General features: G+C 43.5%; 26 protein-coding genes. 19 read left to right on the forward strand and 7 right to left on the reverse strand.

Annotated features, from left to right (window positions below; all coding sequences use genetic code 11):
• Positions 1 to 354 precede the first annotated feature (354 nt).
• The 4 genes from B0E43_RS26530 to B0E43_RS26545 all read left to right on the forward strand — a co-directional run bounded on the left by B0E43_RS26530 (position 355) and on the right by B0E43_RS26545 (position 5,623).
• Complete coding sequence (locus B0E43_RS26530; protein ID WP_077347418.1) at positions 355 to 1,500, forward strand: acyltransferase family protein; 1,146 nt, start codon at positions 355 to 357, stop codon at positions 1,498 to 1,500.
• Positions 1,501 to 1,577: 77 nt separating this feature from the next.
• Entirely contained in the window at positions 1,578 to 2,570 is a 993-nt protein-coding gene (locus tag B0E43_RS26535; protein ID WP_139352665.1) for a hypothetical protein, read from the forward strand.
• 106 nt (positions 2,571 to 2,676) lie between these two features.
• Entirely contained in the window at positions 2,677 to 3,231 is a 555-nt protein-coding gene (locus B0E43_RS26540) for a DUF5655 domain-containing protein (RefSeq protein ID WP_077347422.1), read from the forward strand.
• Positions 3,232 to 3,334: 103 nt separating this feature from the next.
• Positions 3,335 to 5,623: a DPP IV N-terminal domain-containing protein gene (locus B0E43_RS26545; RefSeq protein WP_077347424.1), complete on the forward strand. Its 2,289-nt coding sequence runs from the start codon at positions 3,335 to 3,337 to the stop codon at positions 5,621 to 5,623.
• Between the two features lie 22 nt (positions 5,624 to 5,645).
• On the opposite strand, the gene B0E43_RS26550 is transcribed toward B0E43_RS26545, so the two are convergent.
• Together B0E43_RS26550 and B0E43_RS26555 are read right to left on the reverse strand one after the other, a co-directional pair.
• Positions 5,646 to 5,870: a DUF2283 domain-containing protein gene (locus B0E43_RS26550; protein WP_077347426.1), complete on the reverse strand. Its 225-nt coding sequence runs from the start codon at positions 5,868 to 5,870 to the stop codon at positions 5,646 to 5,648.
• Positions 5,858 to 6,061 carry a hypothetical protein gene (locus B0E43_RS26555; protein ID WP_139352666.1) on the reverse strand — a complete coding sequence of 68 codons (204 nt, stop codon included), beginning with the start codon at positions 6,059 to 6,061 and terminating at the stop codon, positions 5,858 to 5,860. The genes B0E43_RS26550 and B0E43_RS26555 overlap by 13 nt, the downstream gene beginning before the upstream one ends.
• 381 nt (positions 6,062 to 6,442) lie before the next feature.
• Between B0E43_RS26555 and hisG the strand changes: the two genes are divergently transcribed.
• The 6 genes from hisG to B0E43_RS26585 all read left to right on the forward strand — a co-directional run bounded on the left by hisG (position 6,443) and on the right by B0E43_RS26585 (position 12,246).
• Positions 6,443 to 7,303: an ATP phosphoribosyltransferase gene (gene hisG / locus B0E43_RS26560; RefSeq protein ID WP_077347430.1), complete on the forward strand. Its 861-nt coding sequence runs from the start codon at positions 6,443 to 6,445 to the stop codon at positions 7,301 to 7,303.
• 30 nt (positions 7,304 to 7,333) lie between these two features.
• Entirely contained in the window at positions 7,334 to 8,629 is a 1,296-nt protein-coding gene (gene hisD, locus B0E43_RS26565) for a histidinol dehydrogenase (RefSeq protein WP_077347432.1), read from the forward strand.
• On the forward strand, positions 8,626 to 9,678 hold the full coding sequence (gene hisC, locus B0E43_RS26570; protein WP_077347434.1) for a histidinol-phosphate transaminase: 1,053 nt from the start codon (positions 8,626 to 8,628) through the stop codon (positions 9,676 to 9,678). Before hisD ends, hisC begins: the two co-directional genes overlap by 4 nt.
• Positions 9,679 to 9,763: 85 nt before the next feature.
• Entirely contained in the window at positions 9,764 to 10,858 is a 1,095-nt protein-coding gene (gene hisB, locus B0E43_RS26575) for a bifunctional histidinol-phosphatase/imidazoleglycerol-phosphate dehydratase HisB (protein ID WP_077347436.1), read from the forward strand.
• Between the two features lie 93 nt (positions 10,859 to 10,951).
• Positions 10,952 to 11,311, forward strand: coding sequence for a cupin domain-containing protein (locus B0E43_RS26580; protein ID WP_077347438.1), 360 nt, complete (start codon positions 10,952 to 10,954; stop codon positions 11,309 to 11,311).
• 134 nt (positions 11,312 to 11,445) lie between these two features.
• Entirely contained in the window at positions 11,446 to 12,246 is an 801-nt protein-coding gene (locus B0E43_RS26585; protein ID WP_077347440.1) for a tetratricopeptide repeat protein, read from the forward strand.
• Positions 12,247 to 12,431: 185 nt separating this feature from the next.
• Here the strand turns inward: B0E43_RS26585 and B0E43_RS26590 are convergent, their stop codons facing one another.
• From B0E43_RS26590 to B0E43_RS26605, 4 genes are all read right to left on the reverse strand, one after another.
• Positions 12,432 to 13,043, reverse strand: a complete 612-nt coding sequence (locus tag B0E43_RS26590; RefSeq protein ID WP_139352667.1) for a hypothetical protein — start codon at positions 13,041 to 13,043, stop codon at positions 12,432 to 12,434.
• 487 nt (positions 13,044 to 13,530) lie between these two features.
• On the reverse strand, positions 13,531 to 14,424 hold the full coding sequence (locus B0E43_RS26595; protein WP_168171894.1) for a carboxypeptidase-like regulatory domain-containing protein: 894 nt from the start codon (positions 14,422 to 14,424) through the stop codon (positions 13,531 to 13,533).
• Positions 14,425 to 15,208: 784 nt separating this feature from the next.
• The gene (locus B0E43_RS26600) at positions 15,209 to 15,760 is read right to left on the reverse strand and encodes a hypothetical protein (RefSeq protein WP_077347448.1); all 552 of its coding nucleotides are present in this window, start codon (positions 15,758 to 15,760) and stop codon (positions 15,209 to 15,211) included.
• Between the two features lie 358 nt (positions 15,761 to 16,118).
• The gene (locus tag B0E43_RS26605; protein WP_077347450.1) at positions 16,119 to 17,000 is read right to left on the reverse strand and encodes a RimK family alpha-L-glutamate ligase; all 882 of its coding nucleotides are present in this window, start codon (positions 16,998 to 17,000) and stop codon (positions 16,119 to 16,121) included.
• A 101-nt stretch (positions 17,001 to 17,101) separates the two neighbouring features.
• Here B0E43_RS26605 and B0E43_RS26610 point away from each other — a divergent pair, with 101 nt between their 5' ends.
• Entirely contained in the window at positions 17,102 to 17,854 is a 753-nt protein-coding gene (locus B0E43_RS26610; protein WP_077347452.1) for a polyprenol monophosphomannose synthase, read from the forward strand.
• Here B0E43_RS26610 and B0E43_RS26615 read toward each other — a convergent pair.
• On the reverse strand, positions 17,832 to 19,049 hold the full coding sequence (locus B0E43_RS26615) for an FtsX-like permease family protein (protein WP_077347454.1): 1,218 nt from the start codon (positions 19,047 to 19,049) through the stop codon (positions 17,832 to 17,834). The genes B0E43_RS26610 and B0E43_RS26615 overlap by 23 nt on opposite strands.
• 193 nt (positions 19,050 to 19,242) lie before the next feature.
• Between B0E43_RS26615 and B0E43_RS26620 the strand changes: the two genes are divergently transcribed.
• From B0E43_RS26620 to B0E43_RS26655, 8 genes are all read left to right on the forward strand, one after another.
• Positions 19,243 to 20,424 (forward strand): exo-beta-N-acetylmuramidase NamZ domain-containing protein, encoded by a 1,182-nt coding sequence (locus B0E43_RS26620; protein WP_077347456.1) that lies wholly within the window; start codon positions 19,243 to 19,245, stop codon positions 20,422 to 20,424.
• A 38-nt stretch (positions 20,425 to 20,462) separates the two neighbouring features.
• On the forward strand, positions 20,463 to 20,753 hold the full coding sequence (locus B0E43_RS26625; RefSeq protein ID WP_077347458.1) for a helix-turn-helix transcriptional regulator: 291 nt from the start codon (positions 20,463 to 20,465) through the stop codon (positions 20,751 to 20,753).
• A 72-nt stretch (positions 20,754 to 20,825) separates the two neighbouring features.
• Positions 20,826 to 21,206, forward strand: a complete 381-nt coding sequence (locus B0E43_RS26630) for a hypothetical protein (RefSeq protein WP_217349139.1) — start codon at positions 20,826 to 20,828, stop codon at positions 21,204 to 21,206.
• Between the two features lie 7 nt (positions 21,207 to 21,213).
• On the forward strand, positions 21,214 to 22,137 hold the full coding sequence (gene fmt / locus B0E43_RS26635) for a methionyl-tRNA formyltransferase (RefSeq protein ID WP_077347898.1): 924 nt from the start codon (positions 21,214 to 21,216) through the stop codon (positions 22,135 to 22,137).
• Between the two features lie 77 nt (positions 22,138 to 22,214).
• Positions 22,215 to 23,075: a DUF4412 domain-containing protein gene (locus B0E43_RS26640; RefSeq protein WP_077347460.1), complete on the forward strand. Its 861-nt coding sequence runs from the start codon at positions 22,215 to 22,217 to the stop codon at positions 23,073 to 23,075.
• A gap of 83 nt (positions 23,076 to 23,158) precedes the next feature.
• On the forward strand, positions 23,159 to 23,662 hold the full coding sequence (locus B0E43_RS26645) for a dihydrofolate reductase (RefSeq protein WP_077347462.1): 504 nt from the start codon (positions 23,159 to 23,161) through the stop codon (positions 23,660 to 23,662).
• Positions 23,659 to 24,444 carry an SDR family oxidoreductase gene (locus B0E43_RS26650; protein ID WP_077347464.1) on the forward strand — a complete coding sequence of 262 codons (786 nt, stop codon included), beginning with the start codon at positions 23,659 to 23,661 and terminating at the stop codon, positions 24,442 to 24,444. Before B0E43_RS26645 ends, B0E43_RS26650 begins: the two co-directional genes overlap by 4 nt.
• A 14-nt stretch (positions 24,445 to 24,458) precedes the next feature.
• Complete coding sequence (locus B0E43_RS26655; RefSeq protein WP_077347466.1) at positions 24,459 to 25,715, forward strand: competence/damage-inducible protein A; 1,257 nt, start codon at positions 24,459 to 24,461, stop codon at positions 25,713 to 25,715.
• Positions 25,716 to 25,799 lie beyond the last annotated feature (84 nt).

Below are 25,799 nucleotides of genomic sequence, written 5' to 3' on the forward strand. Positions count from 1 at the left end.
CAATGATATAACTGTCTTTAATTAGATTTTTTTCTTCTATCCCGATAAGGTTAACCTCTAATAAAGGTCTACATGAAAACAACCCAAGGCCAATCAACAAAATCAATATCTTTCTCATTACTTTAAAAATTTAAACGGTTAAAAATCAATACATTAAAATCTACCGAATTTAACAAATCCTTTAAACCCAGTTTAAAGTGATTGCAAAGGAATTTTAGTGTTTTCTGCAAATGGCTTTTTTTTAGGGCAATTGATAGTCCTTTTTGCCCATTTACCCCCTTTATAGTTATCATTCCTGAATATTTCGGGGAAAACTTTATCTTGAATTTTCATTTTCACCTATAAAAACCACCTATGTCCATTGATCAACAGGCAAAAGTCTTGAGCAATCGATACCTCGCCCTGGATGTATTCCGGGGGATCACGCTCGCTTTCATGATTATCGTGAACTCTCCCGGCAACTGGAATGATCTCTATGCGCCGCTGGAACACGCGCATTGGCATGGCTTCACCCCAACTGACTGGATTTTTCCTACCTTCCTTTTTGTAGTGGGCAATGCTATGAGCTTTGCCATGAAAAAGCTCAATGAAATGCCTTCTGGACAGTTTTACCGGAAGGTCATCAAGCGAACTGTACTTATCTTCCTAGTGGGTTGGTTGCTCAACGCATTCCCTTTCTATGACCTGAATGAAGCCGGGGAGATGGTTTTGAAAAATCCTTTAAATGTCCGTCTTCTTGGTGTGCTTCAGCGGATCGCACTTTGCTACTTCTTTGCGGCGATTATCCTGTATTGGGGTGGAGAAAGACTGGGCTGGATTTTCAGTGGTGCCGCCTTGCTGCTCTATTGGCCAATCCTCTATTTCTTTGGAGAAGCGGGTGACCCGTACGCCCTCGCCACCAACGCCGCCACCAAGTTTGACTTGGCCGTGCTGGGTGCCGAAAGATTGTACACCGGCGAAGGAATTGCTTTTGATCCTGAAGGCCTCCTAAGTACACTGCCTTCAATTGTCAATGTAATCGGTGGGTATTTGGTTGGAAAAATGATTCAGAGAAAAGGCAACACAGTCAAGACCGTACAGACGCTCTTGATCGGTGGCCTTCTTCTTATTGCGGCAGCTTATGCTTGGAACACGGTATTTCCAATCAATAAGAAACTTTGGACCAGCTCTTATGTCTTGCTGACTGTGGGATGGGATCTGTTGGTCTTGGCAGGATTGATCTTCTTGATCGAGATTCGAAACCATAAAAACTGGACTTATTTCTTCGAGGTTTTTGGGAAAAATACCCTGGCGCTGTACGTACTTGCATGGGTTGTCGTCGATATTTTTGCCCTGATCCCGGTGGGCGAAACCACCTTAAGAGGGTTGTACTATGACACCCTTTTCACCAGCTGGCTAAACCCTAAAAACGCCTCCTTCTTTTTCTCCCTCAGCTATATGTTCTTGATTTGGCTGATCGGGTGGTGGATGGACCGCAAAAAGATCTACATCAAACTCTAAAAACATCCGGCTGATAAAGAGGCTTTTGAAGTAAAATGGTAAATTCCATTACTGTTTTACTTCAAAAGCCTTTTTTTATGAATCTCAAAATAGCTGTTTACAATGTGGAGTGGATGCGGGATCTCTTCGAACCTGACGGCACTCCGAAAACAACAGGAAAAGACGGGAAAAGAAGTAAAAAACTGGCAGCAATTGTCAAGGCTCTCCAAGTGGATTTTTTGGGAGTGGTCGAAGGCCCTGACACCTTGGTCAATGGCTCAAAGACCACTTCGGGGCAGTTGATTGCATGGGCAAATGAATTTATTCCCGGCCACACATTTTCCGCGGCTCATGGCTTTCCATCGTCCGGTCAGCAGGAACTCGGAGCAATGTTTGATTCCACCAAAATCAAAGTCATTTTCACACCTGAAACCCGGGACGGAGAGCGCTTCAATGAGCCATTTCTGATGGATACCACCAACAGGATGATCAAGGAGCAATATCGCCACTACCGCCCTCCTCTAGAATTGAGCATTTTAGACCTTAATGACCAACTCATTTCCCGGGTAATAATTGCCCATACCAAGTCCAAAGGGATCTTTGACAAGGTTGATTACGCCAGATTTGAGCAACTCTCCCAGCGGGACAGACTGAGGTTGTTTGGAGAATGCATGCATATCCGGGATCGTTGCGACCAGTACCTTGCCAAAGGCCAAAATGTGATCGTCATGGGAGATATCAATGACGGTTTTGAATTGGATTTTTATGAAAACAGATTTTCAAAAAGTGCTGTCGAAATGATCCTGGGAGATGCTTGGAAACCTGAATGGATTTTGAAATCTGTGCTTCCAAAACCTAAGCTCAATGCCTATGGCTGGACACCTTACTCAGGAAAATACATAGACCGGATCACAGGTGATGAATTCAATGTACTGATAGATCATATTTTGGTCAGCAAAGGAATAAAAGTCCTTAAAGGTCAGGTCTGGAACCCCTATTTAGAAAGGGAAGACACCCTCATCCAAAGTCTCAAAAACGAATTGATCCAGGCCGCAGACCACTATCCTATTTACGCAGAAATTGAAACATAAAAGTATCAAGACGTTAGTATCAAGAATCAAGATTTCGCCACAAGCCTTTCAAAAACAATACTAGTACTGAATCTCCCAAAATATCCCACCTCTAAACCAAAAATCTATGGACCAGGCCACCCAAACCATGATTGACAATCTCCAAAAAAACACAGGAAAATCCCTTGAGGATTGGATCGGAATTGTTGAAAAAGCAAAACTTCAAAAGCATGGGGAAATCCTGAAATTTCTGAAGGAAAATCATGGATTCACGCACGGATTCGCCAATTTGGTTGCCCACAAAGCCTTGAAATCTGATGCTGGATCAGCAGATGATCAGGATGAATTGGTCAGAAAACAATATATTGGAAAAGAGGCATTTTGGCCCATCTATGAGAAACTGAAAAGCGAAATCGAGGCAATGGGAAAGGACGTGGAATTTGTTCCGAAAAATGCCTACGTCAGTGTAAAGCGTAAAAAGCAATTTGCCTTACTGGTACCTGCCACAAAAACCCGATACGAAATCGGAATCAACCTGAAAGGTCAACCTGCACAAGGAATTTTGGAACTGGAATCCAAGGCCAACGCCATGTGCAGCCATAAAGTCGTCGTCAACCATGAAGAACAAATCACTCCTGAGGTGATTTCATGGCTAAAAAAAGCTTTCGATGCAGCAGGCTAACCAGTTTTTCCCCTTTAAATGAATAAGGACCAACTCATCCAAAATCAGGGCTGGTCCTTTTTCTTTTTTGCTAATTTGAGGATCAAGTTCTAAATCAGGTATCATGAGTAACTCGACACGATTTTGCTTTTCCATTCTGGTCATTGTGATGACTGCTTTCAGTTTTTCCCAAAATTTAAAAGCTCAAATTACCGAAGAAACTTACCATAGAGCCGAGTTTTTTCTGACCAATTCAATCCAAAAAGAAATCTACCATCTGGAAGTCATTCCCAACTGGATCGATGGAAGCAAAGCATTTGTCCACGCCACTTACACTCCTGAAGGAAAACGGTTTTTCAAGACGGATACACAGTCTCTGGAAACAAAGATTGCCTTTGATCATGCTGCTTTGGCAAAATTGCTTCAGGATAAAACCGGCGAAACGATCGATCAATCCAATCTTCCGATTGAACGGGTTTCTGTCGCAAACGGGAAAACCATCACATTCCAATGGAGAAATCATAACTGGAACTGGAACACCGAAAACGGTTCTCTTGAGTCCATTCCTATGTCAGAAAGAAATGAAATGGAGTCTTTTTCTCCTGACAGAAAATGGAAGGCCTTCTCTAGAAATTATAACCTGTTTGTAAAAAATCTGGATAGCGGCGAAGAAACGCAACTGAGCTTTGACGGCAAAAAAGACTTTGAATACGCCTCATTTTACGGTTGGAGTGATTTGATTTATGGTGAAAATGGAGAGCGGCCAGCGCACTTTTCAGTTACCTGGTCTTCGGATTCCAAGAAGATTTTCACCCAAATAGTGGATTTGAGAATTGCCGAAAAAATGTATTTGCTGGACTTTAGCAAGGATGAAAAATTTAGGCCAGAATTGGTATCCTATTACCGCGGATCTCCGGGCGACAGCACAGTAGTAATGTACATTCCGGTCGTTTTTGACTTGGAAAAGAAGTCGGAAAAAAAGCTCCCTGAACTCTCCTCCCCCCATTTCATCGGCATCAACTTGCGCTGGTCAGATGATAGCAAAATGCTGAGTGGCTTTTATCTGCCAAGAGGATACAAGGAATTTCACCTGCTTGAAATCGACGGAGAAAGTCTGGAAATACGAAAAATTTACTCAGAATCCTCGACGACTCACATCAATAGAGATAATGTTTTTCGCAAGCTGAAAAACGGACAGTTTATTATCAGCTCTGAAAAATCCGGCTGGGCCCAACTTTACCTCTATGACTGGAATACCGGAAAAGAACTCAATCCAATCACCACCGGCGAGTTTGTCGTCAATAAGCTGAGTCATTTGGATGAGGAAAATAGCGTCTTGTATTTCGAAGCATCAGGTAAAGAATCCGGTAGAAATCCCTATTTCAACCATTTGTATAGCGTTAACCTGGACGGTTCAAATCTGCAATTGCTCACTCCGGAAAATGCCTACCATGAAATCTACATTTCCCAAGACGGCAAGCTAGCGGTGGACAATTACTCTACAGTCAATCAACCCACTCAATCTATTTTGATGGACTTGAAAACCGGCAAACACCTCCAGAAAATCTCTGAAGCTGACATCTCCAACCTTCTCGAGCGTGGCTACAAATTCCCTGTCCCTTTCACCGCCACAGCCAAAGACCAAAAAACCGAAATCCACGGGGTTTACTTTCTTCCAACCACATTTAGCTCCAAGAAAAAATATCCGATCATAGATTATACGTACACCGGCCCACATACCTCAACCACACCGAAAACGTTCAAATCTGCAGTTCTCGGACACCAGCAACCTATGGCGGAACTTGGTTTTGTCGTGGTTACTGTTGACGGTTTAGGAGGTTTTGGACGGTCTAAGGCTTTCTCGGATGTGTCTTACCGAAATCTCGGAGACGGCACCACCGACCATGTGCTGGCCATTACCCAATTAGCGAGCAAAGAGCGGTTTATTGACATTACAAAAGTTGGGATATTCGGTCACTCTGCAGGAGGATACGATGCAGGCAGAGCCATGCTGCTGCACCCTGATTTTTACAAGGTTGGGGTTGCCTCAGCTGGTGATCATGACTTCCGGATGGAAAAAGCCTGGTGGCCAGAAATGTATATGGGCTATCCGGTCGGCGATTATTACCACGAACAATCCAATATCACCAATGCGGCCAACCTGAAAGGGCATTTGCTCCTGGCCCATGGAGGAATCGACGAAAACGTCAATCCTTCAGCTACCTTCAAACTGGCGGAAAATCTGATCAAGGCCGGAAAAGACTTTGACTTGTTTATCTGGCCAAGCAGAAACCACAGCTTCGGGCGACCTCCCGGAGATTATTTTACCAAAAAGCGGTGGGATTATTTCATCGAGCATCTAATGGGCGAAAAACCGATTCGGCATTATCAGCTAAACCTAAGCAATCAGTAAACTTGTAAATAACCCAGGAGAATTACATTTTCTTACTTGCATTTAAAACAGTAATTCCGACTACTTCTCCTACCTCATACCTGATGATGAGGTCGTCTTTTGTTAATTCAGAATCATCGGAAACGGCATTTTCCTTGAAGTGGACATATAGAACATCTGCCTTGTCGTCATAATTAGTCCATAGAAATTTATGCTTTAAGAAATAAGGCAGCACTGCCTTGATGTCTTTAAATTCTACTTCTTCCATATCAGTCTTTTCTTTTCCAGTCTGCTTAATTTTGAAATCAAAAAAGAGGTCACTAAAAAGCCATCTTCTTTATTCAATTCTTTATAAACAACCACAATTAGCTTTCCTAAGTTGCTCAAATAATCCTTTACAGCAATCTTTTCCCCACTACTTCCTTCAAAAATTAAATCTGGGGCTCCCAAAGTATCCATCACCTCAGTTTGAAATCGCTCCATTTCAGGGTGACCCAAAACAACATGATCCCATCTTTCTTTTGGAATACGAATTGGAATTTTGTTGATCGAATGAACTACCCTCATCCCATTAAAATAATGAATTTATTTCTTTGCTGAAAAAGCATTCATTCCCTTGCATATTTTCATCCCGCGCCTATCTTTGCCCACGTAAATGGAAAACAGCAATAGAAATATTGAATTTTTAGCAAATGCACAGGACACCTTCCTGATGCATCACTTCCATCATTCCTCCTGAGGAAGACATATACACACCCACCCGGTGAGGCTGATGACAGGGATTCGGCAATCCACCAAAATTTTCTTAAATCCAAAACTTTCCAAGCGTAACTTGTCCCCATGGAACAAATAATCCGCATTGCCGTGCAGAAAAGCGGCAGACTTTCCGATGACTCACTCAGCCTGATCAAAGAGTGCGGCATCAAATTTTACAACGGAACGGGCAAACTCAAGTCCACTTCCACCAATTTTCCAGCCGAATTCCTCTTTCTCCGTGACGATGACATTCCAGGATACGTCGCTGACGGAGTCGCTGATTTGGGAATCGTCGGTCAAAACGAACTGGTCGAAAAGGACAAAGACGTGTTGACCTTGAAGAAACTGGGCTTTTCCAAATGCCGCCTCTCTCTGGCCATTCCCAAAGGCGAGGATTATCCAGGAGTTTCCTATTTTCAGGGGAAAAACATCGCCACCTCCTACCCAAAAATCCTGGGGGACTACCTGAAATCCCAGAAAATCCAGGCTGAAATCCATGAAATCAGCGGTTCGGTTGAAATCGCTCCAAGCATCGGATTGGCAGAGGGAATTTTTGATATCGTAAGTTCCGGCTCCACGCTGATGATGAATGGCCTCAAGGAAGTGGAAGAAGTTTTCAAATCTGAGGCCGTCCTGATCGGAAACAAGAATTTAGCGGATTGGAAAAAAGTCATTCTGGACAAATTGCTTTTCAGAATCAATGCCGTCCAAACAGGCAAAAGCAACAAATACGTCCTGATGAATGCCCCAAACGACTCCATCCAACGTATCATCGAATTAATTCCCGGAATGAGAAGCCCTACGATTTTGCCATTAGCGCAGCCGGGTTGGTCATCGATCCATTCGGTTTTGAGTGAGGATCAGTTTTGGGAAAACATCGAAGAACTCCGCGCTGCAGGTGCAGAGGGCATTCTTGTCGTTCCGATCGAAAAAATGGTTATTTAAAGAGATTTAAAGCTTTTTACCAAAAAAACTATGCAACTCCTGGTCAATCCTTCATCTGAAAAGTTGAAAAAAAACCTCGCCCGACCGGTCCAGAAAACCAAGGAAATCAACAAGATTGTCAAACCGATCCTGAAGAAAGTTCAGAAAAACGGTGACAAAGCCCTGAAAAAATTCGCTCAGGAATATGACCATGTCCAATTGGAAAGTCTGGTGGTTTCTGCTCAGGAAATCAAGGTTTCAAGAGATTTGGTCAGCAAAGAGCTCAAAGAAGCCATTGCGGTTGCAAAATCGAATATTGAGAGATTCCATGCTGCCCAGTTCACTCCAGAGCTCATCGAAGAAGTAATGCCTGGAGTAGTTTGCCGGAGAAAAAGTATCCCTATCCAGCGGGTCGGGCTCTATATTCCCGGAGGCACAGCCCCACTTTTCAGCACAGTTTTGATGTTGGGTATCCCTGCAAAACTTGCGGGTTGCAAGGAAATTATCCTCTGCACCCCGCCAAATCGCGAAGGCAAAATCCATCCGGCAATTCTTTATACCGCCAATCTGATCGGCATCACCAAAATCGTCAAAGTTGGAGGAGCTCAAGCCATTGCGGCGCTGACTTTCGGTACAGACAGTGTGCCACAGGTGGATAAAATCTTTGGTCCCGGCAACCAGTACGTGACTGCTGCCAAGCAGCTCGTGACCAAATATGGGGTGGCGATCGATATGCCAGCGGGTCCATCAGAAGTTTTGGTTTATGCAGATGAGACAGCCATTCCTGCTTTTGTCGCTTCGGATTTGCTTTCACAGGCTGAGCATGGAGTGGATTCTCAGGTCGTATTGGTGACTCCTTCAGAAAAATTCGCCAAAAAAGTCCTGAAGGAAATCAACGAACAACTGGAAAAACTTCCCCGAAAAGATATTGCTGCCAAAGCTTTGGCCAATTCCACTGCGGTCGTGATGGAAGATCAGGAAAAGGCCTTGGCCCTGATCAATAATTACGCTCCTGAGCACCTCATCATTGCAGTGGAAAATGAGGATGAAATAGTCGAAGCAATCTACAATGCAGGCTCTGTATTTATCGGAAATTACACTCCGGAGTCTGCCGGAGATTACGCTTCCGGAACCAACCATACCCTTCCGACTTACGGGTATGCCCGTAATTACAGCGGGGTTTCATTGGACAGCTTCGTGAAAAAGATCACCCTTCAAAAAATCACCGCCGAAGGTTTGAAAAACCTCGGACCAACCGTAGAAGTGATGGCTGCAAACGAACTCCTCGAAGCCCATAAAAACGCGGTGACCATCCGTCTTAACTACCTGAAAGGCAAAAAGAAATGAGCTTCGATCTAAACTCACTTTTGCGACCACACATCGCGAAATTACAGCCTTATACCTCAGCTCGGGACGAATACACCGGCAAGGAAGGAGTATTCTTGGATGCCAATGAGAATCCTTTTGGCTCTATCACAGAGCAGGATTTCAACCGCTATCCTGATCCCTATCAAAGTGCTCTGAAGACGGAGATTTCAAAAATCAAAGCGGTCCAAACCAGCCAGATTTTTCTGGGAAACGGTTCGGATGAAGCGATTGATCTGCTTTACCGTGCTTTTTGCAATCCGGGAAAAGACAACGTGATCCTCCTTCCTCCCACCTATGGCATGTATGAGGTCAGCGCCAACATCAATGACGTGGAAATCCGCAAGGTCTCGCTGAGTGAGGACTTTCAGCTTCAGCCTGAAAAGATCATGGCAGCAGCCGACGCCAACTCCAAAATCCTGTTTATCTGCTCTCCGAATAACCCATCGGCCAACAAAGCCAAGCGGGAGGATGTGCTGTTTCTATTGAATAATTTCAAAGGATTGGTAGTTGTGGACGAGGCGTATATCGACTTCAGCGATGAGCCCAGCTTCACTGCCGAACTGGACAATTTCCCCAATCTGTTGGTCATGCAGACTTTCTCCAAAGCTTGGGGATTGGCTTCTCTCCGACTCGGGATGGCTTTTGCGAGTGAGGAAATCATCCGTATTCTGAACAAAATCAAGCCTCCCTACAATATTTCTGGATTGACTCAGGAAACGGTTTTGGCAGCTATAACCAACAAAACCAAAGTGGACCAGATGATCCGAGAGATTCTGGAAGAGCGGGATTTTCTGCAAAGCGAATTGGGAAAATTCGCTTTCGTAAAAAAGATCCATCCTTCACACGCCAATTTCCTTTTGGTACAAATCCCCAATGCAAGCCAGGTTTATGATGATCTGATCGCCGAAAAAGTAATTGTCAGGAACAGAGCCAAAGTTCTGCTTTGTGAGGATTGCCTGAGAATTACTGTTGGAACAAGAACTGAAAACGAAGCCTTGATTTCGGCTTTGAAAAAAATGATTTCTTAATTGAAAGATTGGAAAATTCGAAAATTGGAAAATTGGGCGAATCATGCCAAAATCTAATTTTCAGCTCGTAAATCTAAAATCGTAAATGAAAAAAGTACTCTTCATAGATCGGGACGGCACGATCATCAAAGAACCGCCTACTGACTTTCAGGTTGACAGCCTGGAAAAACTGGAATTCCTTCCAAAAGCCATTTCAAACCTTCGCAAAATCGCTGAGGAATGCGACTACGAACTTGTCATGGTGACCAATCAGGACGGTTTGGGAACTGACTCTTTTCCAGAAAAAGACTTCTGGCCGGCTCAGTACAAAATGCTGAAGACGCTGGAGCAAGAAAATATCTTTTTCAAGGCAATTCATGTAGACCATACTTTTGAACATGAAAATGCTCCTACCCGCAAACCTCGAACAGGACTTCTTACCCAATACTTCTCAGAGGAATACGATCTGGCCAATTCCTATGTGATTGGTGACCGATTTACCGATGTGCAATTGGCAAAGAATCTGGGTTCCAAAGCAATCTTCATCGGTGATGAAAATCCGGATGCGGCACTCTCGACCAAGGATTGGGATGAGATTTACAATTTCCTAAAAATGCCTCCACGGGCAGCTGAGGTCAAAAGAACCACTTCGGAAACGGATATCTACATCAAGCTGAATCTGGACGGAAGCGGAAAATGCGACATTTCCACAGGTTTGCATTTCTTCGACCACATGCTCGAGCAATTGGGAAAGCATGGCAGCACCGATCTGGAAATCAAAGTAAAGGGTGACCTCCATATCGACGAACACCATACCATTGAGGATACGGCTTTAGCTTTGGGAGAAGCTTATTTGAAAGCATTGGGAGACAAAAAAGGAATCTATCGCTATGGTTTTTTACTGGCTATGGATGATGCATTGGCACAGGTAGCAATTGACTTTGGCGGACGGCCCTGGCTGGTTTGGGATGCGGATTTCAAGCGCGAAAAAGTCGGTGACATGCCCACCGAGATGTTTTACCATTTCTTCAAGTCCTTCTCAGATACTGCTAAGTGTAACCTGAACATCAAAGTAGAGGGTGAAAACGAGCACCACAAGATCGAAGCGACCTTCAAAGGACTTGCACGGGCTATCAAGATGGCTGTGATGCGGGACCCAAGAAATATCAATCAACTGCCAAGTACTAAAGGAGTGCTTTAACGCTAGCTTAAGAAATGACGCTATTCCCTCTTTCTAAGAGGGTTAGGGGGACTTTTCATCTAACATAAGCCTCACTTCAGATTTAACCAACCCATGGAAAAAGTAAACCTCAGCCAAAAATTCGGACTTTTCAACGAACACTGGGCACCAAAGATCGTCGGCGAACTCAACGGTCAGCATGTTAAGCTGGTCAAGCTCCAGGGTGAGTTTGTCTGGCACAAACATGAACTGGAGGACGAACTCTTTTTTGTAGTGAAAGGCACCCTTTTGATGGAACTCCGAGACAAGACGGTTACCATTCAGGAAAATGAATTTCTCATCATGCCAAGAGGTGTAGAACATAGGCCGGTTGCACCGGAGGAAGTCTGGATCATGCTTTTCGAGCCAGCCAGCACGCTCAATACCGGGGATGCGGAATCAGACTTGACCAAAACCAAGCTGGACTGGATTTAAGCCGAATCAGAAAAATCGAGAATTGAAAAAATCGAAAACCCAAAACCTGTCGGATATGAAACTCCGGCAGGTTTTTTTTACATCTTTTCACTTTTGAAGCTTTTCATTTAGTCAGTATTTTTGTTTATTTCGTTATGATACGATTTAATCATATTCTTACGATAATATCATCACTAGTTCTTTTAGTATCATGTGCTGCTGATCCGGCTACTATCGAACAACTTTATCGAACCGGAAAATATGAGCAGGCGATTTCGGCGATTTCCCGAAGGCTTTTTATCCATATCAAAGACATCAAATCTCTTCATATCCGGGCAAGATGTTTTGAGGAATTGGGCAAAATGGAGGAAGCCATGGAAGATTACGACCGAATTTTGGATTTAGATCCGGGTTATGCCCAAGCGCATGCTGCAATCGGAAAAATCCTGTTTGAAAAGGAATACTATAAACCTGCAGAACTGCACATTCTAAGAGCTGCCTCACTCGATCCCGAGGATTTTGAGATTATTTATTTGGCAGGAAGAAGTCAATTGATGGTGAATAACTGGGTACGAGCGGAAATTTTCCTCAAACAGGCCCAGCAAATGAATCCAGAATTTGCTCAAGTCTATTATTACACCGGGCTTGCAAGAGCGAATCAGGGCGATGTCAACGGTGCAGCAGCCTCCTTCAACACCTATTTGACCAAAGAACCTGACAACCTCGCCGCCAGATACAACAGAGGATTTGCACTTTTGAAAATCGGATACTTGCCATGGGCTTTGGAAGATTTTGATTTTGTGCTAAAAAACAACCCAAACCATATCGAGGCCTTAGCTCGAAAGGGTGTCTGCCTCGCTCTTATGGACAATACGGAAGGCTGCCAAATGATCCAGGAAGCTGCCAACAAAGGCAGCGACTATGCAGAAAGTCATTTGGAGGAGTTTTGTTTTTGAGAGAAGTGACTGATTTGCCAATTACAAATTGGTAGGGATACTTTGGTGGAATTACAAATTCCACCAAGTGTCAATTCCTTCTTCAATGTGTTAGGAAGAAACTCCGCTAAGAGCAGAAGACAAATCCTTGATGGGGCAACGCTCTGACCCCGCAATCCAATTTACAAAATGTTAGAAGCAGTTTTTTATTTAATTCCAAACTTTATTATCACCTTATTTTCCTTTGAATCATAATAAGATTCGGTAAAAAATCCACCTTCATATTCTTGTTTCACAGATTCCAGAACTTTCTTATCCAATGTTTTGTCAGGTATTTCCCAATCTTTGGTAATTGCCATGTAAATTAAGCTGTCACCGTTTTTGCAGCGAGTGTCAATTTTTGCTTTTACAATATTGTATTTCCCTTTGGCAGCAAGTGTCGCATTACTTTTGAAAAATGACCATTCTCCAATCTTATAGTTGTAAAATACTCTTTCAAGTCCAGCTATTCCGCAATCTACATAAGAACTTATCTGATAATTCCCTTCACACTTCACTGTACCGTCCGAATAGTATTCTGTCCATTCTCCGACTCTAAAGTCACTTACTTTTCCTTCTTTGTCAATAGCACATTTTCCTATTGATTTGATATCTCCATTGTCATAATATTTTATAATCAATGAATCTTGACCACTAAAAGTATCATTGTTAATCAAAGAGAAATCATTGTCATAAAAAATGACTGTTGAGTATTTCTTTTGAGCACTCGCTAATTGTATTCCTAATACTAAAATTAATATCGTTACTAGTTTCTTCATTAAAAATGGTTGCTAACAACTGCTAAAGTCCCACTCCATTTTTGAGTATCGATTATTTTCGTTTTTGACACAGATTTTTCCGGACTTTTTATGGATTCAAATTAACCATTTGGGCGAGTCATCCAAGCGGCAAGAAAGGATTTTAGTTAGAAAGGGAAGAAATGATGGAAAATTCTGCTTTGCTTGTTGGCAATCCTTTCCGGCTGAGCGCCTTCATGTTCGGTAGGCAAGGAGTCGAAATCAACTTTGCTCGATCTATAATCCCCCTAGCCCCCTTGATCAAGGGGGGAGAAGAGCCAGTTACCAAAACAGAAATCCAGATTCAATCTCCATAGGAACATTATCAGATTCAGGAAACGTTTGTGCATAAGAAGTGACGGGAATTCGAACCGCGACGCTATCCCACGACAAAAAACTTAATTTGAAAAACTAAACTATAATTTTACACTGAATCTCGCCATTGATTATGCATTTTGTTGGGTACCGTTTACCCTTTTCCTTTCTTAGTTCTATAACCAAATCCTGTTCCAATGCCTACACTTAATTCATTAAATGAGTCCAATTTGTAAAACTTCAAGAAACATAAAAATCGCTTATGTCCACCTTGAATTGAAGCTTGATATTCTACTTTGTCTTTGTACAAGCCTACTTTCAATATCGCTGTCGGATGTAGCGGAATGTTAAAGTATCGACCAACACCAATTGAAAGTCCTGAAAGTTTTTTGTTGTCAGCCGTCTCTATTTTGGTGAAATCAAGTCTAGAATAACCGGCAATTAGTTTTACTTTTCTTAGGTTCAAGTCGGTTTCAAATGAGTTCACGCTGAAGTCCAAGTTGTTGTCAAAGTTTACTTGTCGATAATTCCACCTGAAATCAATATCGAAGTCACAGTTGCTAATGGAATGAGCTAATTCCAATTGTCCGGTTTGCATTTTGTTGTCTTCTAGGTTGGTCTGGTAAGCATATGAACCTTTGATGACTCCTAGAAAAATCCATGGTGAAGCAACGTCAATTTGTCCACCTACTGGATTGTTGATTACACCACTATTTGCATATACGTGAACTTCATTAGAGTCAAAAAAATCTTTGTTGCAATCAAGTTTTAGTGTGACGAATATTTCTCTTTTTCCTTTCAGCTCAAACTCTTGAGTCCTTACTCCGATAAATGAGAAGACTAAAGTAGCATCCGGGTCTTCAACTGTCAGTTTAAAAGCCCCGTCTTTGTCGGTCACCGTTCCGTTTTCAGTCCCTTTCTCTACAATATTAATTCCCGGAGCTGTCGATTTGTCCTCTTTGAAAATCACTGTCCCATTAATTGTTACTTGACTCCAACTAGTCGTTGTCGTTAGTACTAGAATTAAAAATATCAGTCGTTTAATCAAAGTCAAATTTGTCCAAGGGTAAATAGTGCACAACGGTTTGCATCTACCCGAAGGTGGCGATTTCGAAGCACTTCACTGTCAACCAAGACAGACTTTGATAGAAGCACAAAGCTTGATTTAACCACTGAACCGCCACTTTTGGGTAGGTGCTGTTGCCTGCTGTAGCTATTACAATATGATTCCACTTTTTATTTGTGTCAATTTGTATGTCTCTGTCTCAGGTAAATACTTGAAATAGAAAATGTAAGCTCCGTCCGCAAAGAATGTTGTCCTCTTATCTCTTTTCTCATATGCCCAAATTGATAGCGTAACTTGGTCACGAATTATTGTCAGTCCGTTGACTTTGAATAAAACGTCATTGTCACCGAGGTTCTTTGTTTTATAATTTTTTGCTTTGTCCTGCTTGACTATTATGATGTTCCTAATTGTCTCTGGAAAATCTTGAATTGTCGACCAGTCCGCCCATAAAACTATTTTTTCAATTCTTTTTTCTTTTTCAATCTTCTGTATCAAGGAGTCCACCGAGTAATAAAACATTCCTGTCTTGTCAGACGAAACGGAGTTGACAACTTGACCAAAAATCGTCTGTGAAAAAAATGTCATCAGTATTATTATTAGTAGTCTCATCTGTCTCGAGCTATTGCTAGCAACGTTTATGTATGAAACGTGGCTGGGCTTTCGAAGCGCATCACTGTCCCATGACACCAAACGTAATTTGAAAAACTAAACTACAAATTTACACTGAACCCAGCCATGTTTTATACATTTTGTTGGCTGCCGTTAGCTACCGCTTCTCATAAATTGTCCCGAGCGCTCCAATCTTTCTCTCCGTTTTATAGTTGTCACCCTTCTCAAATTTATTGTAGTCCGACTCGGCTACCTTTATTTCAATTTCTCTTCCAATTGACAGGTCGTTTATTTCAAAATAATACCTTGAGCTATATTGGTCCTTGTCGATAATTTGTCCGCTGATAGCAGTTAGCTTTTGTTCTCCGGCAGTCCTGTTATAAATACTTAAAAGTCCCTGAGTAACTGCAAAGAAACAAAGTCCCATTCCAGGTATCCATACAATGAACTTAATAGCTGTCTTTAAAATTTTTGAAATCTCAATATCTATTCCTTCGTACAAGTCCCAAAAGTCGTCAGTAAGTAAAATCCAGTACGCGGACATTGCTATTGATAGAATGATTATTGGTATAAGGAATGTATTGATGACTATGTCGCTTAAGGCAAATTCATTTGAAGTAAGAAATGCTTCAATGACTCCCACGACAAATAAAATCATGAATGTCGGTATAACTACTTTTTTTGTTCTCTCAATTTGTCCGTGTGTCATAATTTGCTAATGGCAGCCAACATCCGAATAAATCCAACTGTCCCATCGAATGTCGTGTATATCCATTTTCGACGGAGGATTTTCTCGGCTGTTTCTGGGTTCAAATTAATCATTTGGGTGAATCATCCAAGCTGCAAATCACGATTTATAATCCCCCTATCCCCCTTGATCAAGGGGGAATCCTGTCAACTTGAACTTCAATGGTGAAAATGAAAATCAAGCTGCAGCCTAGAACTCTCATTTACAACGGAGCTTTCCAACTTCCTACCTCCAACTTCCAACCTCCTACTTCCCTACTTTCAACCTCCTACTTCCCTACCTCCAACCTCCGACATCCAACATCCCGACCTTCAACTTCCTACCCCAAAAGACTTTCCTTCAAAGCCGCTTTATAATTCGGAATAGCCTTCCCCGAAATTCCCAAAAACAAATACGGCTCGATAAGCTCCAATTCCATTAGGTGAAATACGCCATCTATTTCCACCCCATCGACGCGTCCGTAAAGCGTCTCAGGCCCAAAGGTATCGATGAGTTTTTGGCAGGATTCCAGCACGGCGATTGAGGGTTGAATCTCCTGAATGGTTCCACCAAAATAATGTTGAACCCGGAAATCCGATTTAGCTGGAGTTTTCAAGACCGCATGGGAAAACATTCTGTTGAAGAAAATCAGGGAATACTCCCCTACTTCAGCCACTTCAGGAACAAAAGGCTGGGCCAGAAAATCTTCCTCCTTCACGAGTTGAGCTACTTTTTCTTCATGATCGGCCCAATCCTTCACCGGAATTTTAAGTGTGTTTTTAGCCCCACCGCTCACCAATGGTTTTACCACAATGGTATCCGCCTTTACCTTTTCCCGGATTTCAACCAAACTCGGCTTGCTGCCTTTTCTCAAAATCAATCCGGCAATGGTCGGAAAACCTTTTCCCTCTATTTCGAGAAGATATTCCTTGCTAGAGTTCCATCGGACAGTGTCAAGATCATTTAAGACGGGAATTCCCAAAGCCTGGATTTTCTCAATCCAAGCCAAAAACTCCGGATAAAAATCGAAATAGTCCCAAGGTGACTTGATCAAAAGATGGGTGTATCGGCTCCAATCCACACTTGGATCCGACCAAACCTGAATTTCATGGGAGATTCCAAGTTCAGTCAAAATGGAAGAAAGAATTTTATCCTCGTCGATGGTATTGGTATCATAGGCACCTGTGGAAAAATAACTGACGATGGCGATATGTTGGGACATGGGGGAATTTTCTTTTTGCAAAACTACTTTTTATGCAAATTTCACATAAACCACTCTTCAAAAATCCACCTTAAATCTTACTTTTGACCATTGATCATCCTATGACCCATCACAAACTCGTCATCATCCCTACATACAATGAGCTGGAAAATATCAGCGATATGGTTCAGTCGGTGATGGGGTTGAATGGAGATTTTGAACTTTTGGTCATCGATGACGGATCTCCCGACGGAACAGGTGAGGTAGTCAAATCCCTCCAAAATGATTATCCCAAACGCCTCCATCTATTGGAACGACAGGGTAAAATGGGCCTTGGTACCGCTTATATCACCGGTTTCAAATGGGCATTGGAGCGATCTTATGATTTTATTTTTGAGATGGACTGTGATTTTTCGCATGATCCCAAAGACCTGATCAGACTTTACGATGCCGTGAAGGACAGAAACTATGATTTGGCAATTGGTTCAAGATACATCACCGGAGTCAATGTCGTCAACTGGCCCATGGGCCGTGTTTTGATGTCTTACTTTGCCAGTGTTTACGTCAAATTCATCACAGGTCTTCCTGTGAAAGACGCAACTGCCGGTTTCAAATGCTATCACAGAAGTGTGCTTGAAGGCATTCAACTGGACGGAATCCGTTTCATCGGTTACGCATTCCAGATCGAGATGAAATTCACCACCTGGAATCTTGGATTTAGAATCGTGGAGGTTCCGATCATTTTTACTGACCGAACAAAGGGAACCTCGAAAATGAGCACCAAGATCTTTAAGGAGGCTGTTTTGGGTGTGATTTGGATGAAAATCAAAAGTATCTTCTCCCCCTACAAACTCAATCGAAGCGGATCGATTTGATCGGGTCGATTCTGGAAATCACCATTACCGGAATCCACAAAACGAGGGAAGTCAGCAGGGCAATCCCGAGATTGAGCCAGATAAACATCGGCCAATTCCACTCTATCGGCACATAAGTCATGTAGTAACTGGCTGCCTCCAGAGGAACCAGTTTAAACTGATCTTGCAAAAACCCGATTCCCAGACCGAAGAGATTACCCAGAAGTAAGCCTTTTCCGAGAATTTTCATCCCGTTCCAAAAGAAAATCAGTCGGATTTGTCCGTTTCTGGCTCCCAATGCCTTGAGTAATCCTATCATCTGCGTGCGCTCCATGATCAGGATAAAAAGAATTGCTCCCATATTGAAAATCGCCACGAAACCGATCAGGGAAATAAACACTACCACATTCGTATCCAGCAAGGTGAGCCAGTCAAAAATTTCCAGAAACCTCTCTCTACTGTCTATCAACTTCAGATTCAGATCCAGTTCATTTTCGATCAGGGAAAAATAGGAGGCGTTCTTTTTGGGATCATCCACAAACAGCTCCAGGCCTCCGACCTGGTCCGGAGTCCAGCCGTTGAGATTTCGAATCGTCTGAAGCTCACCCACCACGATTTTTTCATCAAAATTCTCAAGGTAAGTTTCAAAAATCCCTACGACTTCCACCCTTCTAAACCTGGGCGGATCCTGCACAAAATACAGGGTCACCTTGTCGCCGACTTTTAGCCACAACTTATTGGCAACCAACTTGCTCAACATGATCTCATTGCTGACCCCGGAATCTGGCAGATGAAGCATTCTCCCCTCGACCAAGTATCGGGAAAACGCCAGAGTATCAAAGTCCTTTCCTACCCCTTTCATCAGTATTCCTTCCACTTCCTGGTCGCCTTTAATAAGCGCTGCCTTGTGTGCAAAAGACTGGATTCGCTTCAGAAAAGGCAGTTTTTTGGAGTTTTGGATAAACTCGGAATTGAGAGAAAAAGGAGCTTCTTCAAAGGCATTGCTCATCTGAAATCGCTGCACCTGGTAATGTCCGGTAAATCCAAAAACCCGATCGGATATTGAACCCTGAAATCCGCCAAGCACCATGAACGCCAGGATAGAAACCCCCAATCCCAAGGCCAGACTTCCCACTGCTATGCGGTGAATCGTCCCGGAAAAACCTCCGGTCTGCTTGAAACTGATTCTTTTGGCAATGAAATAGGAAAGGTTCAAAAAGGTGCTTTTTAGGTTTAAAACTTGGTAAACGAACAAGAATTCCCCTGCGTTTTTACTTGGATTGGCCGTCCCCGGTTGACGGTCAACTGTCGACCTTGAACGATTATCCGCCGTTCTTCAATCAAACCTGAATCTGCTAGCATAGGATCGGATAATCCTTTTAATTTGTTCAAAATCCCCGCAAAATAGCATGAAGCAAACGAAATATTCATTCCTGATTTACTTTTTGGCTTTTACGCTCTCGTTTTGTTACTCCTCTTCTGTTTTTTCCCAACAGCAAGTTCTGACGGGTTCCGAGCGGCCTGAGCTTTTTCTCCCACTTCTTGAGGGAAAAAAAGTTGGCTTTGTAGGCAACCAAACCAGCATCATGCCCCAATCAGACAACAAGCATGTGGTGGATTTTCTGTTGGAAAAAGGGATTCAGGTAAAAAAGGTATTCGTGCCTGAGCATGGATTCCGGGGTACGGCCGATGCAGGAGAAAAAGTCGACAACAGCATTGACCAAAAGACCGGACTGCCGATTGTTTCCCTCTATGGAAACAACAAGAAACCATCCGCCGCCCAAATCGCTGATCTCGATGTGGTCATCTTCGACCTCCAGGATGTAGGCACCCGATTTTTCACCTATATCAGTACGATGCATTATGTGATGGAGGCATGTGCCGAGCAGGGCAAAAAGGTCATCATCTTTGACCGCCCCAATCCCAATGGCGGCTACATCGACGGACCGATGCTGAAACCCGGCTTTGAATCTTTCGTCGGAATGCACAATATCCCAATCGTCCATGGATTAACAGTAGGTGAATTGGCGAAGATGATCAACGGAGAAAAATGGTTAAAAGGAGGACTGACGGTGGATTTGGAAGTGATCCCAGTGGCAAACTGGACTCACCAGACAGCCTACAGCCTCCCTGTTAAGCCCTCGCCAAATTTACCCACCGATCTGGCGATTAAGCTATATCCGAGCACCTGCCTTTTTGAAGGAACGGTCGTTTCGCTGGGCCGGGGCACCCATTTCCCTTTTCAGGTGTATGGCTATCCTGATCCAAAATTCGGGGATTTTCAATTTACTCCTGTCAGCATAGACGGCATGTCCAAAACTCCTCCACTTCAGGACAAACTCTGCTATGGCGTGGACCTGAGAGGGGAATCGATGGACCATCACTTTACGCTGAAATACCTCCTGGACGCCTACTCCAAATCTGGCATGAAAGAGAAGTTTTTCAACAATTACTTCAATACTTTGGTGGGCACAGACGAACTGAAAAAGCAGATTTTGGCCGGAAAAAGCGAGGCTGAAATCCGGGAAAGCTGGAAGGCGGGACTGGATGCTTACAAAGTCAAAAGAGAGAAGTATTTGATTTATAAGTAGGAATTTGGGTTTTGACTCAAGAGTTACTGAATAAAACTATGAGCACTAAATCTTGGAGCACAATCAAAGACGAAGTCTACGGAGAAAAAGGAACGCTGAGAAGAGACGGACTTGAACGGGATTTTGAATCCTTCAAAATAGGATTGATGCTAAAAAAAGCCCGCGAAGAAAAAAAAATGACGCAAGAACAACTGGCGGATTTGGTTGATAAAAATAGAGCATATATCTCAAGAATTGAGAATAACGGGAGCAATCTGACACTTAAAACACTCTATGAAATCGTGGAAAAAGGCTTAGGGGGAAAAGTTAAAATCTCAATTGAATTCTGAAATACAAAGTGAATTTGAGTTGACGTGATTTCGAATTTCAAATCTCAAATTTCAAATTCAATACTTTATCTCATGAAAGATCTCCAAAAACTATCCATCCGATTTTTTGACGACCGGGAGGTACGTGCCCTTTGGGACGAGGCAAACGCCAAATGGTGGTTTTCGGTATTGGATATCATCGCTGTGCTGACCAACCAGGACGACTATTGGAAAACCCGCAACTACTGGAAATACCTCAAAGCCAAACTCAAAAAAGAGAGAAGTCAGTTGGTTAGTACCACTACCCAACTGAAATTAACCGTGGCAGATGGTAAAAAATACAAGTCGGACATGCTCGACTACGAGGGCATCATCGCTTTGGGAAATTCAAATTTCAAATCTGGAATTCCTGTGCTGAGCTTGTCAAAGCATCAAATCTCAAATCTCGAACACCGAATACCGAATGTTGAATAACGAAGTGATAGAAAAAAATCTAAGGATCATCTACATGGGCACGCCGGAATTTGCCGTGCCTGCGCTTGAAAAACTGGTGGAAAACGGCTGGAATGTTGTCGCCGTGATCACCGCTCCCGACAAACCCCAAGGCCGCGGCCAAAAACTGGTCGGTTCCCCGGTCAAAGAAGCGGCTGAAATACTTGGCCTGCAAATCCTCCAGCCTACCAACCTTAAAAACCCAGAATTCCATCAGGAGTTGAGAGATCTTAAAGCCGATCTTCAGATCGTAGTCGCTTTTCGCATGCTTCCTGAAGCTGTTTGGAACATGCCACCTCTGGGCACATTTAATCTTCACGCCTCCCTCCTGCCCAATTACCGCGGTGCAGCTCCGATCAACTGGGCCATCATTAACGGGGAAAAGGAAACTGGAGTGACCACCTTCCTTCTCAAACATGAGATTGACACCGGGAGTATCATTTTCCAAGAAAAAGTCCAGATCCTGGCAGAAGATGATCTAGGTTCGGTCTATGAAAAGCTGATGACAATAGGAGCCGATTTGGTTGTCAAAACCGTGGAAGCAATCTCCAAAGGCGAAGTTAACCCGACTGTCCAGGACGAGTCAAAAGCCATGCATCACGCGCCGAAGATCTTCAAGGAAACAGGCAAGATCGACTGGACAGACTCAGCGGAATCCATCCACAACCTGATCCGTGGATTATCTCCCTACCCTGCGGCTTGGACAGAATTTCAGGGCAAGACCTGCAAAATTTTCAAGTCGGGATTTTCTTCAGAAAATCTGTCCGGAAAACAAGCAGGTGATTGGGAATCCGATGGAAAAAGCTATCTGAAATTTCAGACTGGCGCCGGAGTATTGATGGTTTTGGAGCTCCAAATAGAGGGCAAAAAACGAATGAAGACAGAAGAACTTCTCAGAGGAATCAAACTCTGAGGTTGCATTAATTACGATTTCTATTTTTCATGTTGCTGATTTTTAGGAAATTGAAATGAATTTTTAAAAATAATATCATGAGAAAGTCAATTTTAAGTATCCTCATTCTTGCTGGGTATATGATTGCATTGCCTGCTCAGGCCCAGCTTTTGAAGAAAATCCAAAACGCCGCTGCTCAAGGTGCGGAAAACGCCGCAACCAAGAAGACAAGGGAATCCTCCGAAAAGGCAACAAATGATGCGATCGATGGGATGTTTGGTGGTTTGATGGAGCAGGCACCTACCGAAACAGACTATTCGTTTACTGGCTACATGGTGATGGAGGTGACCAGCACGGACAAGAAAGGCAAGGCTGAAGACCCGGTTAAGATTCAGTATTTGCTTTCCTCCAATACAGAGTTCATGGGAATGGCCTTCGCTGATCCCAAGCAATCGGAAACTACTACTACCACAATCATGGACACCAAAAACCAAGCGATGGTCATCTTGCTGGAAGATAAAGGTGAAAAATCAAGTATGGCCATGAAACTGGACTACGACAAAATGCAGGGAATGGTAGATGAAGAAGCCGAGAAACAACTTGAGCAGCCGGACTATAAGATCACCAAAACAGGAAATTCCAAAACTATCCTCGGCTATTCCTGTGAGGAATACCTGGTCACGACCGAAGATGGCGAAGGGAGGTACTGGGTCACAGAGGAGCCGATTGCCGGGGTTTCGATGTTTTCTCCACAAAGCAATCCGATGGTATCAAGCAAGACAATTGAGCGCTATTCCTCCATGTTTTCCAATGCCCCAAAAGGCACTTTTATGGAAATGATCTTTACTGACAAAGAGGGCGCTGTCACCGATATGAAAGTGATCGAACTCGAGACGGACAGTCCTAAAAAATTCCAGATGTCCGACTATCCCAACATGATGGCAGGTGCAAACAAATAATCAGCAAAAAGGGTAGTTTTTCTACCCTTTTTCATTTTTTCCTTTCCAAAGACTGGTAACTTCAAGCCAAACTTTGAAGCCCTGTGCAACTTATACTCATTGCAGCCAAAGCCAAAAACAACGTTATCGGCAAAGACAATCAGCTCATTTGGAAGCTTTCTGCTGACCTCAAGCGATTTAAAAATCTAACTTCCGGTCATTACATCCTGATGGGAAGAAAAACTTACGAATCGCTGGGTAAACCGCTTCCAAACCGGACCCACATCATTGTTAGCCGAAACCCCGATTTCTCCGTTCCCGAAGGCCACTATGCCTTTTCATCCGTTGAGGAAGCTTTCATTTTTTGCAACAAAGTTGGGGTCGAAAAGCTTTACATTATCGGAGGCGGGCAGATCTACGGTGAAACGCTAAACCTCTGCGATAGGCTTGAGATTACCGATGTAGAGGCAAGTCCAGATGGTGACACCTTTTTTCCCGAGATCGATTCTAAAATTTGGCTGGAAACCGGAAGAGAGGACCACCCTGCCGACGAGAGAAACGAATACCCATTTTCCTTTGTGACTTACGAAAAAATAACAAAGCCATGACGAAACCTGTCATTTGGATCACAGGAGCATCTTCTGGAATCGGCGAGGCTGCAGCCAAAAAATTTTCAAAAGAAGGATATCAAGTGATCATTTCAGCCAGGAAGGAACAGGAACTCAACCGGGTGAAGGACGAGTGCGCCCATCCCTCTGAAGTATTGGTTTTGCCCCTTGATTTGACAGACATTCCCTCATTTGAATCCAAAGTGACCCAAGCAATCGGGTACTTTGGACAGGTGAATGTGATGCTGCACAATGGTGGTATTAGCCAAAGGTCTTTGATCCGTGAGACTGGCCTGGAGGTGGATCGCAAGCTAATGGAGGTCAATTTCTTCGGAACGATCGCTTTGACGAAGGCCCTTCTTCCCAACTTCATCTCCCGGAAAACCGGCCAATTTGCAGTGATTAGCTCCCTGGTCGGCAAGATCGAGTCTCCTTACAGATCTTCTTACGCAGCTTCCAAGCATGCCTTACATGGTTTTTTCGATACGCTTAGAGCAGAGCACCATCTGGACAACATAGCAGTGACGATGATCTGCCCGGGTTTTATCCGAACCAATGTCTCGGTCAATGCCATCACCGCTGATGGAACCGCCCTTGGCCAGATGGATGAGGCCCAAGCCAATGGCATGAGCCCGGAGGACTGTGCAGCCGAGATATTCTCCGCCATTACACAAAAGAAAGAGGAAGTCTATATCGGGGGAAAGGAAACCATGGCCATCTACCTCAAGCGATTCCTTCCATCCGTTTTCTCCAAAATCATCAGAAAAGCCAAAGTCAGATAAACCCAAATTCCAGAATGGTACTTGTAAAAGCAGAAATCATAGCCATAGGAGATGAATTGCTCTATGGTCAAATCATGGACACCAATTCCCATTGGATCAGCCAGGAACTGGATCTTTTGGGCGCAAAAGTGGTCCGAAAAACGACCGTTGGAGACAATAGGACGGATATTTTAACTGCATTCGCTGAAGCAGAGAAACGCGCTGACCTGATCCTGATCACCGGTGGATTGGGACCAACACAGGATGACCTGACCAAACCTCTTTTGGCAGAATACTTTGGCTGCGAAATCATCGAGTTTCCAGAGGCAGTGGCCGCTGTCACTGATTTCTTCAAAAGACGGGGACGGGAAATGACTCCGCTGAATACACTTCAGGGCCACCTTCCCTCTTGCTGTACCTATGTGCCAAATGAAGTTGGAACGGCACCGGGAATGTGGTTTGAGCGGAATGGCACCTATTGGATGTCTATGCCGGGCGTACCGTATGAGATGAAAAAGCTGATGAAGGATTTTGTCCTTCCCAAATTGCCAGAGCTTTTTGACCTACCGGTGATCTATCACAAGGTGATGAAAACTGTTGGAATCGGAGAAAGCTGGCTCGCGGATCTGATCAAAAATTGGGAAGATGCGCTTCCTGAACACATCCGCCTGGCCTATCTTCCATCACCTGGGCATGTGAAACTTAGACTGACAGCTTTTGGAAATGACAGGGTAAAACTTCAAGGGGAAGTTGCCAAACAGATTGAACTCGTCATGCCCCTGATCGATAAATTCGTCTATGGTTTTGATGAAGAAAGCCTCGAATCTGCCATCGGAAAACTTTTGAAGAGCAAAGGGAAAACTTTAGCTTTGGCCGAAAGCTGCTCAGGAGGCTACATTTCGCATTTGGTCACCAGCATTCCAGGCAGTTCCGATTACTTCAACGGATCGGTAGTTCCTTATCACAATCAGTTTAAGCAAAATATCCTGGGTGTAAAAGCAGAAACTCTGAACTCCTATGGGGCGGTAAGTGAAGAAACTGTTCTGGAAATGGCCGAAGGCGTGCGAAAACTCTTTGGAGCGGATTTTGGACTTTCAAGCAGTGGAATCGCCGGGCCGGATGGTGGGTCTGAGGAAAAACCGGTTGGAACAGTCTGGATCGCCTGTGCCGGAGAGAGATTTGCTGAGGCAAAAAAACTCCAACTGACCCAGGACAGGTTGCTGAATATTCAATTAACCGGGGTTGCTGTTTTGAATTTGTTAAGGATTTGCCTTATTCAGAATAACAAATAAAATTTTACTATCATGGTTTGGGTAGGAGTTAAAGAAAATTTAATTTTAAAACTTGAATTTAAACCCAATTAAATTACCTCAATC

The sequence above is a fragment of the Algoriphagus sp. A40 genome (assembly GCF_002002735.1).
In the GTDB taxonomy this organism is placed as follows: Bacteria; Bacteroidota; Bacteroidia; order Cytophagales; family Cyclobacteriaceae; genus Algoriphagus.

Bases quoted from the DNA above. Each gene is read 5' to 3' on its own strand.
- B0E43_RS26610 (WP_077347452.1), top strand. From the start codon at position 17,102: ATGACCCATCACAAACTCGTCATCATCCCTACATACAATGAGCTGGAA.
- B0E43_RS26605 (WP_077347450.1), bottom strand. From the start codon at position 17,000: ATGTCCCAACATATCGCCATCGTCAGTTATTTTTCCACAGGTGCCTAT.
- B0E43_RS26550 (WP_077347426.1), bottom strand. From the start codon at position 5,870: ATGGAAGAAGTAGAATTTAAAGACATCAAGGCAGTGCTGCCTTATTTC.
- B0E43_RS26625 (WP_077347458.1), top strand. From the start codon at position 20,463: ATGAGCACTAAATCTTGGAGCACAATCAAAGACGAAGTCTACGGAGAA.
- B0E43_RS26545 (WP_077347424.1), top strand. From the start codon at position 3,335: ATGAGTAACTCGACACGATTTTGCTTTTCCATTCTGGTCATTGTGATG.
- B0E43_RS26555 (WP_139352666.1), bottom strand. From the start codon at position 6,061: ATGGATACTTTGGGAGCCCCAGATTTAATTTTTGAAGGAAGTAGTGGG.
- B0E43_RS26630 (WP_217349139.1), top strand. From the start codon at position 20,826: ATGAAAGATCTCCAAAAACTATCCATCCGATTTTTTGACGACCGGGAG.
- B0E43_RS26590 (WP_139352667.1), bottom strand. From the start codon at position 13,043: ATGAAGAAACTAGTAACGATATTAATTTTAGTATTAGGAATACAATTA.
- hisD (WP_077347432.1), top strand. From the start codon at position 7,334: ATGCAACTCCTGGTCAATCCTTCATCTGAAAAGTTGAAAAAAAACCTC.
- B0E43_RS26540 (WP_077347422.1), top strand. From the start codon at position 2,677: ATGGACCAGGCCACCCAAACCATGATTGACAATCTCCAAAAAAACACA.
- B0E43_RS26655 (WP_077347466.1), top strand. From the start codon at position 24,459: ATGGTACTTGTAAAAGCAGAAATCATAGCCATAGGAGATGAATTGCTC.
- B0E43_RS26580 (WP_077347438.1), top strand. From the start codon at position 10,952: ATGGAAAAAGTAAACCTCAGCCAAAAATTCGGACTTTTCAACGAACAC.
- B0E43_RS26535 (WP_139352665.1), top strand. From the start codon at position 1,578: ATGAATCTCAAAATAGCTGTTTACAATGTGGAGTGGATGCGGGATCTC.
- B0E43_RS26640 (WP_077347460.1), top strand. From the start codon at position 22,215: ATGAGAAAGTCAATTTTAAGTATCCTCATTCTTGCTGGGTATATGATT.
- B0E43_RS26585 (WP_077347440.1), top strand. From the start codon at position 11,446: ATGATACGATTTAATCATATTCTTACGATAATATCATCACTAGTTCTT.
- hisG (WP_077347430.1), top strand. From the start codon at position 6,443: ATGGAACAAATAATCCGCATTGCCGTGCAGAAAAGCGGCAGACTTTCC.
- B0E43_RS26530 (WP_077347418.1), top strand. From the start codon at position 355: ATGTCCATTGATCAACAGGCAAAAGTCTTGAGCAATCGATACCTCGCC.
- hisB (WP_077347436.1), top strand. From the start codon at position 9,764: ATGAAAAAAGTACTCTTCATAGATCGGGACGGCACGATCATCAAAGAA.
- B0E43_RS26600 (WP_077347448.1), bottom strand. From the start codon at position 15,760: ATGACACACGGACAAATTGAGAGAACAAAAAAAGTAGTTATACCGACA.
- B0E43_RS26650 (WP_077347464.1), top strand. From the start codon at position 23,659: ATGACGAAACCTGTCATTTGGATCACAGGAGCATCTTCTGGAATCGGC.
- B0E43_RS26620 (WP_077347456.1), top strand. From the start codon at position 19,243: ATGAAGCAAACGAAATATTCATTCCTGATTTACTTTTTGGCTTTTACG.
- hisC (WP_077347434.1), top strand. From the start codon at position 8,626: ATGAGCTTCGATCTAAACTCACTTTTGCGACCACACATCGCGAAATTA.